General features: G+C 60.6%; 9 protein-coding genes. 4 read left to right on the forward strand and 5 right to left on the reverse strand.

The window, feature by feature from the left end; genetic code table 11:
* Position 1: 1 nt before the first annotated feature.
* From G3O01_RS24725 to G3O01_RS24740, 4 genes are all read left to right on the forward strand, one after another.
* Complete coding sequence (locus G3O01_RS24725) at positions 2-1,477, forward strand: cytosine permease (protein WP_205808897.1); 1,476 nt, start codon at positions 2-4, stop codon at positions 1,475-1,477.
* A 231-nt stretch (positions 1,478-1,708) separates the two neighbouring features.
* Complete coding sequence (locus tag G3O01_RS24730; protein ID WP_241024240.1) at positions 1,709-3,067, forward strand: MFS transporter; 1,359 nt, start codon at positions 1,709-1,711, stop codon at positions 3,065-3,067.
* A 6-nt stretch (positions 3,068-3,073) separates the two neighbouring features.
* Complete coding sequence (locus G3O01_RS24735; protein ID WP_205808899.1) at positions 3,074-4,111, forward strand: GlxA family transcriptional regulator; 1,038 nt, start codon at positions 3,074-3,076, stop codon at positions 4,109-4,111.
* Between the two features lie 832 nt (positions 4,112-4,943).
* On the forward strand, positions 4,944-7,214 hold the full coding sequence (locus tag G3O01_RS24740) for a hypothetical protein (RefSeq protein WP_205808901.1): 2,271 nt from the start codon (positions 4,944-4,946) through the stop codon (positions 7,212-7,214).
* 86 nt (positions 7,215-7,300) lie between these two features.
* On the opposite strand, the gene G3O01_RS24745 is transcribed toward G3O01_RS24740, so the two are convergent.
* Genes G3O01_RS24745 through G3O01_RS24765 form a run of 5 tightly spaced genes read right to left on the reverse strand, consistent with a single transcriptional unit; the run spans position 7,301 to position 13,663 of the window.
* Positions 7,301-8,122: an ATP-binding cassette domain-containing protein gene (locus G3O01_RS24745; protein WP_205808912.1), complete on the reverse strand. Its 822-nt coding sequence runs from the start codon at positions 8,120-8,122 to the stop codon at positions 7,301-7,303.
* Positions 8,123-8,153: 31 nt separating this feature from the next.
* Positions 8,154-9,260, reverse strand: a complete 1,107-nt coding sequence (locus G3O01_RS24750) for an iron ABC transporter permease (protein ID WP_205808914.1) — start codon at positions 9,258-9,260, stop codon at positions 8,154-8,156.
* A 40-nt stretch (positions 9,261-9,300) separates the two neighbouring features.
* Positions 9,301-10,197, reverse strand: a complete 897-nt coding sequence (locus G3O01_RS24755; protein ID WP_205808916.1) for an ABC transporter substrate-binding protein — start codon at positions 10,195-10,197, stop codon at positions 9,301-9,303.
* Positions 10,194-11,297, reverse strand: coding sequence for a ChuX/HutX family heme-like substrate-binding protein (locus G3O01_RS24760; protein ID WP_205808918.1), 1,104 nt, complete (start codon positions 11,295-11,297; stop codon positions 10,194-10,196). Before G3O01_RS24760 ends, G3O01_RS24755 begins: the two co-directional genes overlap by 4 nt.
* A gap of 41 nt (positions 11,298-11,338) precedes the next feature.
* On the reverse strand, positions 11,339-13,663 hold the full coding sequence (locus G3O01_RS24765; RefSeq protein ID WP_205808920.1) for a TonB-dependent hemoglobin/transferrin/lactoferrin family receptor: 2,325 nt from the start codon (positions 13,661-13,663) through the stop codon (positions 11,339-11,341).
* Positions 13,664-13,944: the final 281 nt, after the last annotated feature.

Raw genomic sequence — 13,944 nt, forward strand, 5'->3', positions numbered from 1 at the left:
CATGAGCACGCATCAGAGCAGTCACTCGCGACACGAAGTGGACGCCGACAAGGCGTGGAGCATCGAGCAGCATGCAATCGATCCGATTCCCCGTGAGGACCGGCATGGCACACCCGCCGAACTCTTCAAGATGTGGATCGGCGCCAATACGAACTATGTAGTCGTGGTCACGGGCGCACTGGCGCTGTCACAAGGCCTGTCGTTGTGGCAGGCACTGCTGGCCATTCTGGTGGGCAACCTGTTCGGCTGTTTCGTGCTCGGCCTGACAACAATCATGGGGCCGAAAACGGGGACGTCCGGCATCATGACGTCGCGAAGTTCTTTCGGTCAGCTCGGTTCATTTCTACCAAAGGCAGTGAGTTTGATATCGGCGTTGAGCTGGTTCTCGATCAACTCCGTAGTCGCCACGCAGGCACTCGAAACACTGTTGAAAATGGGCGGTTTTCATAGCCATGCAGTGGTCTGGGTATCGCTTGCAATCATTCTCGCCGCGGAGATCATATTGGCGATCTTCGGTCACGCGACCATCATCGCGGCGGAAAAATGGATTGCCGTGGTTCTCGCAGTGCTTTTCGCAGGGCTCGCAGCATTTGTATTGCCGCATTCGAGTCTCGCTCTTGCTTCACAGGTCAATCATGGTGGCGGCTCGTTCAGTACATGGCTGATCGCAATGGGTATCGTGTTCTCGTACCCGATTGGCTGGGCGAACTTTGCATCGGACTACAGCCGCTATTTCCCTGCGGAGACCAGCTGGAAAAAGATCGTGCTTGCGGCAGGCGGTGGCCAGTTCGTTGCGCTGATGTTCTGCGAAGTGATCGGCGTGCTGTTCGCCACGGCGCTCGGCGGTTCGCTTGGCGACGATCCCGTCAGTCAGTTGTCGCGCTTCCTGCCGACGTGGTTTATCGTGCCTTTGCTGTTCGCGATCATTCTGGGCGGGATTGCGGCCAATGTGCCGAATGGTTATACGGCAGGTCTCGGGTTGCTTGCGCTGCGCATTCCAATCAACCGCATTACGTCGCTTGCGATCATCGCGCTGTTCACGCTGACGTTCCGTGTCGTTACCGTGTTCTACGGCCAGTTCTTCGACATGTACCAGGTCTTTCTGAACTACATGGTGTTCTGGACTGCACCCTGGGCCGCGATCGTTGTCGTCGATTACTTCATGCGCGGCGGCCGCTATCGCGCCGACGACTGGATGAAGTGGGGCAGCGGCGCGTACTGGTACACGGGCGGCATCTTCTGGCCAGGCATGATTGCGTGGATGTTGGGCATCATTGCTTCGATCGTATTCTCTAACTCGCCGACTTACGCGAGCCCGTTGATGCGCGACTATCTCGGCTGGGGTGATCTGAGTTTCGAGTTCTCCCTGCTGACGGGCGGTATTGCGTACTACCTGCTTGCGCGCCGACATCCGCTTTTCCACACTTCATCGTCTAACGATCGCCTGCAAGGCGACGTGCACTCCAGCTCGATCTGATTCATATCGTCCGAGGTTGCCCGTTGTATTCGCTGCGTCACATGACGCTAGCGGATACAGCGGGCTTTTTTGCGTTTACGCCGTTCCGGTTCCTGTTTTAAGGCATGAAATCGCGCGTCGCTAAGGTATACCCGCGATGTCGAAAACAGAAAGTGTCGTGACGGGATCGGAAATCTTCGATGTTTATGGACTTCTACCATGCACTCAAACCTTCCTGTCTGGAGAGAGTCTATGAACACGAGAAGAACCTTGTCGGGTGAATCCGCATCCGGCGTCATCGCGTCTTCTGGCGCGGCGGCCAATAGCGACGCGAGCGTCGACCCGAAACTGCTCAAGCGTGCCGCCTGCGCGAGCTTTATCGGCAACTTTGTGGAGTGGTTCGATTACGCGTCGTACGGTTATCTTGCGACCATCATCGCCGTCGTGTTCTTTCCGAAAACAGATGCGACCACCGGGCTGCTGGCGGCTTATGGCGTGTTTGCGATTTCGTTCATCGTGCGGCCGGTTGGCGGGATCGTGTGGGGACACTTCGGCGACAAGATCGGCCGCAGAACATCGTTGTCGCTGTCGATTCTGATCATGTCGCTGTCGACCTTCCTGATCGCGTTGCTGCCCACGTACGCGCAAGTCGGCATGCTGGCGCCCGTTCTGCTTTTGCTCGTACGCGTGGTGCAGGGCTTTTCGGCTTCGGGCGAATACGCGGGCGCGTCGGCCTTTCTCGCGGAATACGCACCGGCTAACCGGCGTGGCTTTTATACGAGCATCGTGCCGGCGAGCACGGCGGCGGGCCTGCTGTTCGGCTCGCTGCTCATCGCGGCAATGCATGCGCTGCTGAGCAGCGAACAACTGCATTCGTTCGGCTGGCGTCTGCCGTTTCTGCTTGCAGCGCCGTTTGGTCTGATCGGCCGTTACATCCGGCTGAAACTCGAAGATACGCCGCGTTTCAAGGCGCTGGAGCACGATCAACATGTTGCGCGCGCACCGATCGCCGAACTGCTGGGCAAGCATCGGATGAAGATGCTGATCGCGTTCGGCGTGACCTGCCTGAATGCCGTTGCGTTCTATCTGGTGCTGAGCTACATGCCGACGTATCTGTCCACCGAACTGGGCATGGACGAGACCGCATCGTTCATCGCGGCGACCATTTCTCTCACTGCCTATATTGCGCTGGTGTTCTTGATGGGCTCGCTGTCGGATCGCATTGGACGCAAGTCGATGCTGATCGGCGCGTCGATCCTGTTTGCCGTGTTGACGGTGCCGCTCTTCAAGGGGCTGGCAGGCGCGGGCTTCATGATGGTCGTCGCGATCCAGATCGCCTTCGGCGCGTTGCTGACGATGAACGACGGCACGCTGCCGTGCTTCCTCGCCGAAATCTTCCCGACGCGCGTGCGCTATAGCGGCTTTGCATTCTGCTTCAACGCGGCGAATGCGATCTTCGGCGGGACGGCGCCGCTCGTTGCGACATGGCTGATCGGCGTGACGGGCAGCAAGCTCGCGCCGGCGTGGTATCTGGTCGGAGCAGCGGGCGTGGCGCTGATCGCGATGATCGGCAGCCGCGAGACCTCGCATGCACCGCTCGCCGACGAATAAGCGATCATGTGCAGCGCCATCACCACGCCCGCGTTTCTGAACGATGCCGCCCGCAAGCGTGATGCGTCGCGCGTACGCTTCGGCATCGTGCTATTGCCGAACTTCACGCTGACGGCGTTCTCTGGTTTCGTGGATCTGCTACGGCTGGCAAGCGATGACGGCGACTTCAGCAAGCCGGTGCGTTGCGCATGGACCATAGTGGGCGAGACGCTGACGCCTATCCGGGCCAGTTGCGGCATTCAGATCCAGCCGTGGCAAACCTTCGATGAAGCAGGGCAGTTCGATTACATCGTCGTGATAGGCGGACTGCTGCACGCGGGGCCCAATGTCAGCGATGCGACGCTGCGTTTCATTCGCGATGCGGCGGCCGCATCGGCCACGCTCGTGGGTATCTGCACCGGCGCGTTCGCGCTCACACGCGCGGGCGTGATGAACGGCTATCGCATCTGTGTCAGCTGGTTTCACTACTGGGACTACGTGGGGCGTTTTCCATCCGTCGACGAGACACTGCTCGTGGCGGATCGGCTCTATGTGATCGACGGGCGCCGCATCACATGCTCGGGCGGCCGTGCGTCGATCGATGTGGCGGCCGCGATCTTGCAACGGCACATCGATGCCGCCATCGTTCAGAAGGCGCTGCGCATTCTGCTGGTCGAAGATGCGCAGCGCGCGAGCGCACCGCAGCCGCATCCACCCGGCACCGAACCGTTCACGCATCCACGCGTAAAACGTGCAGTGCATCTGATGCAGCAGCACATTGGGCGGCCATTGAGTCTCGACGAACTCGCTGAGCGGGTCGATATGTCGGCGCGCCATTTGCAACGGCTATTCAAATCGCAAACGGGCGACTCGCCGCTGACTTACGCGCGGCGGATGCGGCTCAAAACGGCAGCGTGGTTTCTGACGAGTTCGGAACGGACAGTGGCGGAGATTGCCGCGACCTGCGGTTTCTCGGATGCCTCGCATCTCGGACGCGAATTCCGGAAGGAATTTGGTCTCGCCCCTAATACATATCGCGCCAATCAAATGCGCGAATTTTCATAATATCGACCGATATTGCTGATAACTACCGATTAGTGGTTTTCCCTATTATCGGGCACTAATAAGTGAAAGGCATAAATGAGTTATTTGTATTACGAAAAACCGAAAAAATAACCATATCGATCATGAATTTACTTTTTCCGGGCGATCGCGGGTGAATCTTCCCTGGTCGATACTTCCGGGCGAAACCATATCTCGAAATCTTCCGCGAATTACCGATTATTTTACCTTTTGCCTTTTTGGCGGACAACGTTACACGAATGAAACGTTTATAATTCGTCTGCCTTGAAAGTTTCTGTAATTAATACTTGGTCGGGGTCGAGTAGCAGTATTTACTACCGATATCGCTTGCGCATAGCGAGCGGCCGTTTTAGTCCTGTTCAGGCGCGTGCTTGCTGTTCCTGCGTTGATGATTAACCGCGGGAAGGCTGTGCTTTGAGCGCGCCTGGTCCACGTAGAGGTGCATTGCTTTCGTCGAACCGAAAGGTTCGCGGTGGCGTACTGCTGCCTGAAAAAAACGTGCGATGGACGAGCGGGAGATAAGGATTCCTCATCGGAAGGGATCAACTCGACTCACACGACAAGCCATCTGGTTCTGACATCAGATGCGTACGGGGATCACTGTCCGCGGCAGCGCGGTGTCCCTGCACGTTCCCGGTAATCGCATGCGAGATTGCATGAGTGCGTGTCCTGCTCATACGCGGACATGACAGTAAGTAATCCGTAATAAATAGCCGATGCCGGTTCTTTTCATTCGATAACGTCACAGCGAGACGATCCGTCAACGATCTTGCTGGGCCTCGGGGATAACAGATTTCAGCGGGATCAACGAACAATGATGAGTTATTGGAAAGTATTGGGGGTTGCGTCGGCAACCGTACTCGCGTCGTTTGGTGCAGAGCAGGCTTACGCCCAGGCATCGACGATCACTGTCTCTGGCCAGTCGTACACGCTGTGCGGCAAGGAAAACGGCAACTGTTCGTTCCTCGGAACGGGCTCTGTCGTGTTTGGCGCTGTGCCGCCGAATGCGCCGTCCGTGATGCTGACGGCGCCGCGCACGTTTACCAACGGCGTTGGCTGCTATGTGGGCGCAGTTTCGAATACGGATCCGGCATTCGGTTATGGAAAGGCTTGCTGGGTGCGCGCTGTAGCCTCGACGCCGACGCCGACTCCCACACCGACCCCGACTCCGACGCCTACGCCGACTCCCACCCCGACGCCGACGCCGACGCCGACGCCGACTCCCACACCGACGCCGACTCCCACGCCGACTCCCACGCCGACGCCGGCCCCCGCACCGTCGCCCGCTGCTACGCCGTCACCCTCCGGCGCCTCGGCAATTTCGTGCGGTACGCCGACGCAAAAGGCTGGCGGTACGGCAAACGGCCTGATCACGGCCGACACGCCGACCACCGATGGCCTGCGTGTGTTCCAAAACAACACGGCATTCAACGTCACGGTCACGACGAACGCGCCGAATGCAGACACGGTGGTCTGGTCGATCGCGGATTCGACGGGTGCGATCAAGACGCAAGGCAGCTTCGCAGTTAGCGCCGGCGTGCAGACCAACACCATGTCGTGCAAGTCGACGTGGTCGGGCTATGGCGCAATCACGGCCACGCTGCGCGCAAGCGGCGGCACGCTGCCGCACAGCGGCACGCGTCCGACGGGCATCGCGACGTTCGGCGTGCTGCCGAACCTGAGCTCGGCGCTCGGCACGGTCACGTATGCGCACCAGGACCAGCACCGCTTCGGCATGCAAGGTTTCAACGGCAACATCGCGGCGCTGCACGCACTGGGCATCACGTGGACGATCGACGACCGTCAGCAGTCGCAGATGGAGCCGAACGGCCCGAACACGTACACGCCGAACGTGAGCGACCTCGATCCGTTCTACAAGGCCAATCCTGACCAGATGCGCATCATCCGTCTGGACGGCATTCCGGCATGGAACTCGAAGACGGGCCAGTTCACCGACAGCTACTACGCACCGAAGGATCTGAACGAGTATCAGAGTTTCATGGCGAAGGTCGGCACGGACACGAACCTGATCCGCGCAGCGAACTACCCGAACCAGCAGAAGAACTACTATCAGGTGACGTGGGAGCCGAGCCTCGGCTGGGCCGATAGCGATGCGAACTTCGTCGCGATGTACAAGGCCGCCTACGAAGGCATTCACTCGACCGATCCGAATGCTGTCGTGATGGGCACGGGCAATCCGTTCGCAGCGAACTGCGGTACCTGTACGACGGGCTATCTGCAGAAGTTCGGCGCGCTCGGCCTGTGGAATTACATCGATGCAGTGTCGACGCACGGCTACTGGAATGCGGGTACGTACCCGGCGCATCCGCCTGAGCAGTACGACTCGGACCCGAGTGCCGCGAACCAGGCCAACGCGCTCGACAATCAGATGATCCAGCTGCGTCAGGTGATGCAGAACGGCAAGCCGAACATGAAGCTGTTCTTCACGGAAGCAGGCACCAGCTACGACCCGGGTCTGGCATATGGCCCGACCGTGCCGTCGCAGAACCAGCTGTTCGCGCATGCGGCGGTGGGTGTGCGCTCGCACATCATCGTGCTGGGCGGCGGTGCGCAACTGACGACGCTGTTCTACGGTCCGGACTATCCGGGTGAAGTCGGCTACGGTTCGTTCTTCGACCTGAACAATGCACAGGGTGCGTTCGGTGCATCGAACCTGTCGCCGAAGCCGGAAGCCATGGCGTTTGCAACGATGACGCGCGTGCTCGACGGTACGAATACGCTGGGCCGCGTGAAGGGCACGCCTTCGGGCACGTTCGTGTACGACTTCCAGCAACTGAACAACGGCAAGGTCGTGACGGCTGCATGGACGCACAACAACAGCCAGTGGCCGGTCAATGGCGTGTACAGCACGACGTATTCGACGAGCTATTCGCTGCAGGTGGACAACGCAGGCACGTCGGGTAACGTGACGAAGATCGACGGCTACGGCAACGTGACGACGCTCCCGTATTCGAACGGCCAGGTTACGCTGACGCTGACGGAAGTGCCGCAGTACATCGTGTCGAACAACGCCACGCTCGCGAAGAACAATTCGACCGTGCCGGTTGGCTACACGGGTCAGTAAAGACTTTTAGCTGACCGCTATGAAGGGATTCAGAAGGGTAACCTTCTGAATCCCTTTTTTTCGTTCTGACGCGCGGCACGTCTCACTTACGTTTCGTGCGGGACGACCAGCACGCCACCATGTTCCGGGTCGCGGGTGATGCACACGCTCACGCCGTAGCACTGCTCCAGAAGGTCGGGGCGCATGACAGCGGCCGGCGTGCCCGTTGCGATGATCTCGCCATTGGCCAGCAGGACGATGCGGTCGGCGTAGCGGGCAGCGAGCGTGCAATCGTGTGAAATCGCGAGCGCGCCGAGACGCCATTCGCGCGTGAGTCGTGCGACGGTTGCAAAGAGGTTGTGTTGATGCACGAGATCCAGTGCGGCCGTGGGTTCGTCTAGCAACAGATAGCGTGCGGTTGTTTCGTCGACGGAAGGCGAGACTTGCGCGAGCGCGCGAGCGAACTGCACGCGCGCATATTCGCCGCCGGATAACGTCGTCACGTCACGTTCTGCCAGATGCGCGGCGCCCGCGAGCGCGAGTGCGCGGTGGACTGCATCGTCGACGGATTGCGGACGTTCCGGGTTCGCGCCGTTCGCATGCGGATAGCGCCCCAGCCGCACGAGTTGCGCAGCGCGAAGCGGATAGTTGTTCGCGACACTTTGCGAATAGACCGCACGCAAACGTGCGAGCCGCTTCGGATCCATTTCATCGACGTATTCGCCGTTGATTTTCACGTCTGCGGGAGTGGCTGCGTTCGCCATGCATTGCAATGCGAAATCGCCCGCAAGCGCCTTTAGCAACGTACTTTTTCCTGCACCGTTACGACCAAGCACGACGACGAATTCGCCGGCCCGGACGGACAGCGACACGTCGCGAAGAATGGTTCGCCCACGCAGAATGATCTGCAGGTTCTTTATCGACAGCATGATGTGTGTGTTCCGTGGCGCGAGCGCGTGCCTAGTCGCCGAGCAAACGACGTTGTCGCACGATCAGCAGCAGAAAAAATGGCGCACCGATCATCGCGGTGAGAATGCCGAGCGGTAATTCGGCCGGCGCCGCGATGGTGCGCGCAGCGAGATCGGCGAGCACGGTCAGGATCGCGCCAAGCAGCGCCGAGCCTGGCAGCACACGCTTTTGATCGGGACCGCACGCGAGCCTCACGCAATGCGGCGCAACCAGACCGATAAAGCCGATCTGCCCCGTGCAGGAAACGAGCGCGCCGACCACGAGCGCGGCGGCGAGCAGCGTGATTCGCTTCACGCGGCGCACGCGCACGCCGAGATAGTGCGCCTCGCTTTCGCCGAGCTGCATGAGGTTGAGCGCCTGCGTATTCATCGCGATCAGCGCGATGCCGCAGATTACGAACGGCGCAATCGCGCCGAGCGTGCGCCATTGCGCGGACCCGAGGCTGCCGAGGCTCCAGAAGGTGAGCGAGCGAAGCTGCGCATCGGAGGCGACATAGCTCAGCATGCCGATGATCGCGCCCGCCAGCGCGTTGGCCGCAATGCCCGACAGCAGCAGAATGGAAAGCTGCACGCGCCCTTGCGACGAACCGAGGCGGTAGACGAGCACGGTGACGGCCATCGCGCCGATGAATGCCGCGCACGCGATGGCCTCGTCGGCGCGCGCACCGGAATGCACAAACAGCGCCGATCCGCAGACGATCATCAACGACGCACCGAGCGCCGCGCCACTCGACACACCGATCAATCCGGGATCGGCAAGTGGATTGCGGAACAGCGCCTGCAATGCGCTGCCAACCGCGCCGAAGCCCGCGCCGACCAGCACGGCGAGCGCGACTCGCGGCGCGCGCAATTGCACGAGCACGGCGACGGCGCGGTTTGCCGCAGTGGGCGTCGATGTGGACATGCTATCGAAGAGCGTCGAAGGCGAGATCGGATACGCGCCGAAGCAAAGTGCCGCGATCACGGATGCCGCGAGCACGAGAAATAGCACGGCGAAGCCGGCATATCCCACGATATGCGGCTTCACGTAACGCAATGCAGCGATCAAGCGACGCTGTTCATGGGCACGCTGAAGATGCCCGTCGATATGTTGTGACATGAATGCGAGACACCGCCCACGCAAGCGTGGGCGGTGTGGATCAGGAAGTGAACAAGCGCCGATGCAGTTGGTCCACAGCATCGGGCAGACGCGGACCGAACCCCAGCAGGAACAGCGTATCGAGCGAAACGACGCGGCCGTTCTGGCCAGCAGGTGTCAGCGGAAAACCCGCACCCGCCAGCAGGTTCTGCTTTCCGCCTGCTGCCTGCAAGGTGTCGTCGGTCGTCAGCACGACGTCGGGCTGACAGGCCGCGAGTGCTTCTGCCGACAATGCACGGTAACCGGCGAAGTCCGCGATCGCATTGGTTGCGCCCGCATACGTCAGCATCGCATCGGCGGCCGTGTGTTGGCCTGCGACCATCGGCTGATTGCCGCCGGGATTGAGCAGGAACAACACGCGCAACGGTTTGCGCTGGGCGCGGGCAATGCTTTGCGTCGTCTGCGCCCACTGGCTGTCGAAGCGCGCGAGCAGGTTCTGCCCGGCGTCGGCTGCATCGAGCGCGCGCGCCGTGCCGAGAATCTTGGTGCGCACGGACGCGACGTCATGCGATTCCGCAAAGCTGACGAGCTGCACGCCCATTTTGCTCGCCTGATCCAGTGCGGATGGCGGCCCGGCTTCCGCCGATGCGAGAATCAGCGTCGGCTGGAAAGAGAGCAGTCCTTCGGCGGAAAGCGTGCGCTGATAACCGACCTTCGGCAAGGCCAGCGCCTGCGACGGGAAGGTGCACGTCGTGTCAGTCGCAACGAGCACATTCGACTTGCCGAGCATATAGACGATCTCGCCAATCGCCCCACCGACCACGATTACTCGTTGCGCGCGGTTTCCCGCGAGACGGGTTTCAGCGGACCGCGCTGCGCCCGCGAACGACGCGAGCGTCAGTGCACCGACACCTGCCATCAGTTTGCGTCGCTGTGCATTGAAGCGTTGGTCGCTCATGCTTCGCATGCTCCCGCGATCGCGTTGGTGCTTTCGTCACGTGCGAGTTTGTCGACAAGCGCGCGCCACGCCGGCAATTCCGGGTTGCCCGGTTTGCGGGCGCCGAACAGCAGCGCGATGTTCTCGCCTTGCGCGTCGTACAGTTCGACGGACGTGACGATGCCGTCGCTGGTCGGCTTGCGCACGACCCAGATACTGTCGATCAGATCCGTGCGCAGATGCAGGTTGAAGTCCGGGTCGAGCACGTTGAGCCACGGGCCCATCGTACGGATTGTCGATACGGCACCCGTATGAATCTGGATCATGCCGCCATTGCCGACGAACACCATGATCGGCAGCGCCGTTTTAGCCGCGGACGTCAGCAGCGTTTCGATCGAATCCTTGCCGACGCGCCACGCGTAATCTTGCGGCGCGAGCCGCAGCGCCTGTGTGCGTCCGACATTGAAGCGGCGCAGCAGCGGGAAGAACTGATGCGTGTCCGTCATCGCCGTCCATGCATGGCGGAAGCCTTCGGCGTCGATCTGTTCGTCGGGCGTGGCGGGCGCGGACGGCTGCGCCGGCGCGACGATCAACCCCGCCGTCTGCACAGCAGCCTTATGACGCTCGACGAGCGCTTCGAATGCAGCGTGATCGCTGTGCTTGCGCAGATAGATCTTCGTCACCGCGCGGCCCTGCGCATCGAAAACCTGGATGCTGTGACGCATGCCATGCTCGAGCGGTTCGCTCACTGCGAATGCCGAAGCCCACTTGCCGTAGAACATCCGCAGATCGATCGCGCTGCCAAGCGCGAGTCCTGTCGTGCCTTCATGGCTCATCTTTTCGAACGGACCGTCCTTCTCGTGCACGGCCGCTTCGTTGCGCGTCAGGATCATGACGGAGCCTAGCGACGGCATCGATTCGAACAGTTCGATAAAGCGCTCGTCGAGTCGCACGACCTCTTCGCCGACAAACGCCGCCAGCGCTTCGCCTTCGCTCACGCCGAGCGCGGCGGCGGCTTCACGTTGACGCAGTTTCTGCGTTTTGCGGATATGAAGGAAGTCCTGTCGAAGTGCGTCGAGCGAAGCGGCGTCGGTCGTATAGCGTTGCTGTGATGCTTGCATGGTGTGTTCCTGTTCGTGCGTGTGTTGCAGTGTCGTCATGCTCAGAAGTCGATCTTCATACCGACGTTGAAGTTGCGGCCCGGCGCAGTGAGCGCGCTGATCTTCGCGTAGCCGTCGCTGTCGGCGAGACCGCGCACGTCGTTCCAGATCCAGTACTTGCGGTTAAACAGGTTGTCGATGCCCGCCGTAACGCTCACATGCTTCGTGATCTTGTAGCCCGCGTGAAGATCGAAGATGGTGTACGAGGGCGTCGAGTAATAGCTCGAGCTCGACATGTCGGACTTGTCCTTGCGCGAGTTGTAGATCATGTCCGCGCCGAGGAACCAGCGCTCGCCATGCGTGTAGTTCACGCCGAGCACCACCGCAAGCGGCGGGACGGTATCGAGACCCGTGGTCGTGCCGTCCCTGGTTTCCGTGCCCTTGATCCACGCCATGCCGCCCTTCACTTCGAGGCTGTCGTTGACGATCCAGTCAGCTTTCGCCTCGACGCCGTGAATCGATGCCTTCGAGTAGTTCACGTATTGCACCGTGTACGGATCGGTTGCCGACGTCATGCTGCCGCCGACCACCTTCGTATCGATGAAGTTCTTGTAGCGGCCGGCAAATGCAGCCGTGCTGTAGTTGACCGAGCCATGACCGACGCCGAACTTGCCGCGCAAACCGGCTTCGATCGAATTGCTCGTTTCAGGCTTCAGGTTCGGATTGCCGACCTGCTGGTAGTAGAGGCCATACGAACCGACCGGGTTGTAGTAGCTGTTGACCTGATACGCAGACGGCGCGCGGAATCCATGCGCGTACTGCACGTACGGCACGAAGGCGGGCGTGACTTCATACAGCAGCGCGAGACGCGGCGAGACGGCATTGCCGCTCGACGTCGTAGTCGGCTCGGTCGACCCGGCGCTTGCCGTTTCGTACGTCGCATCGGGATGCGGCGTCATCTTGTAGTAGTCGAAGCGCACGCCAGGCACGATGCTCAGCTTGTTCCAGCGGATTTCGTCCTGCGCGAAGATGCCGAGGTTGGTTTGCGTCGTCTTCGGGAAGGCTTCGGGATAGCCGTCGGTCGATGTCCATTCGGAGCCTGCGGAACTCGACGTGCTGTAGTGCGACACGCTCGCGTCGAAACCATACGTCAGGCGATGCTGGAGAATGCCCGTTTTGAACGCGCTATCCGCTACAACATTGCCGCCGACGATGTTGTCGCCATAGTTGTTGATCCGCGTGCGGCTAGCCGATGCACCCGCCGAGTTGGTGCCGTCGATATCGAGCGTCTGCCGTGTCGCGGCATTGCGATAGTAGAGCGCTGCGTGAAGCTGCTGGAACCACGGGTTGGTGACGTCGTGGTGATCGTAATCGAGCTGGACGCGGTTGCTCGTCACCTCGTTTTCCGTGTAGTAGCGGTTCGCCGTGTAGCCGCTCCACGTGTAGGCGCCGTTCAGTTGCGACAGGCCGTCGCTGGAGTTCTGGTTGTTGAGCGTTTCCGCAGTGAGCTTGAACGTGTCGCGGCTCGTCGGCTTGATGACCAGCTTGCCGAGCGCGCTGCGGTTGTTGTACGTCAGCGGATCGGGCGTCGAGCGCGACGAACCCAGCGTGTTGCTCGTGCCCATGTTGTCGGTCTCGTGGCCGTGGCGTCCGCTCAACGCGATCATGCCTTGTACCATCTCGCCGCCGAACGCGGCCATCGCCGTCGAACCCCAACTGCGGTCGGTCGAGTCATAGCCGGACTTGAGCGAGAAGTATGTCGGCTTGTTGTAGACGGACAGCAGATCGGAAGGATCTTTGGTGACGAAATTGACGGCACCCGTCAGGCCGTCGCTGCCATAGAGTGCCGAAGTCGGGCCGCGCAGCACTTCGATGCGCTGATACAGGTCCGTGTTCAGATAATCCGCGCGTCCCGCCGAGCCCGAGCCGAACGCGTACGACTGCGGCAGCGGCACGCCGTCTTCGAGCAGCAACACCTGGTTGCCTTCCAGACCGCGGATGTTGATCCCTTCATTGCCCGCGCGACCCGACGACCCGGTAATACCCGACGGCCGATACGCCTGGCGACGCACTTCGACGCCCGGTTCATACTTGAGCGCGTCCTTGACGTCTTTCGCGTTGTTGTCGTCGATGTCGTCGGCGGTGATCACTGATACAGTGGCGGCCGTTCGATTCAGGTCGGCCGTGCCGAGCCGGTTGGCTGTGACGCTGACAGCCTTGAGCGCTTCATCGCGCCTTGCCGCACTGGGCTTTTCGGTGGTCTCGTTCTGTTGCGACGCCGGATCGGCAGTGGTCTGGTCAGCAAGCGCGAGGCTTGCATAGCCTCCGCATGTTTTGGCAATGACAGCCGGTACGACGTATTTGACGAGACATCGTTTGAAACGCATTACATTCCCCGTGTTGGTTCGATGTTGGATGTTTGTTGCCAAACCGAAAGCGGGTCGAATGTTATCCTGGAATAAGAATGATTCGCATTAACCGTGTTGGTTGTGTTTTTTTCGATGTATTACAGGTTGTGAAGACGGGAGATCGCGCGGAATTGTCCGGTCGTTTCCTTTTGCAGGCTGGAACGGGCGTCAGAGCGCGGGTTGGGGGATGAATGTCACGGCTCAGGCAAGGGGATCGGCTGATAGCGTTCAGTAAGTATCAGTAAGTGGGACGAGGGGAA

Origin of the sequence: Burkholderia sp. Ac-20365, from assembly GCF_017104715.1 — a bacterium.
GTDB lineage: Bacteria > Pseudomonadota > Gammaproteobacteria > Burkholderiales > Burkholderiaceae > Paraburkholderia.

Coding starts and splice junctions, on each gene's coding strand:
- G3O01_RS24725 (WP_205808897.1), top strand. CDS start 2: ATGAGCACGCATCAGAGCAGTCACTCGCGACACGAAGTGGACGCCGAC.
- G3O01_RS24730 (WP_241024240.1), top strand. CDS start 1,709: ATGAACACGAGAAGAACCTTGTCGGGTGAATCCGCATCCGGCGTCATC.
- G3O01_RS24735 (WP_205808899.1), top strand. CDS start 3,074: ATGTGCAGCGCCATCACCACGCCCGCGTTTCTGAACGATGCCGCCCGC.
- G3O01_RS24740 (WP_205808901.1), top strand. CDS start 4,944: ATGATGAGTTATTGGAAAGTATTGGGGGTTGCGTCGGCAACCGTACTC.
- G3O01_RS24745 (WP_205808912.1), bottom strand. CDS start 8,122: ATGCTGTCGATAAAGAACCTGCAGATCATTCTGCGTGGGCGAACCATT.
- G3O01_RS24750 (WP_205808914.1), bottom strand. CDS start 9,260: ATGTCACAACATATCGACGGGCATCTTCAGCGTGCCCATGAACAGCGT.
- G3O01_RS24755 (WP_205808916.1), bottom strand. CDS start 10,197: ATGAGCGACCAACGCTTCAATGCACAGCGACGCAAACTGATGGCAGGT.
- G3O01_RS24760 (WP_205808918.1), bottom strand. CDS start 11,297: ATGCAAGCATCACAGCAACGCTATACGACCGACGCCGCTTCGCTCGAC.
- G3O01_RS24765 (WP_205808920.1), bottom strand. CDS start 13,663: ATGCGTTTCAAACGATGTCTCGTCAAATACGTCGTACCGGCTGTCATT.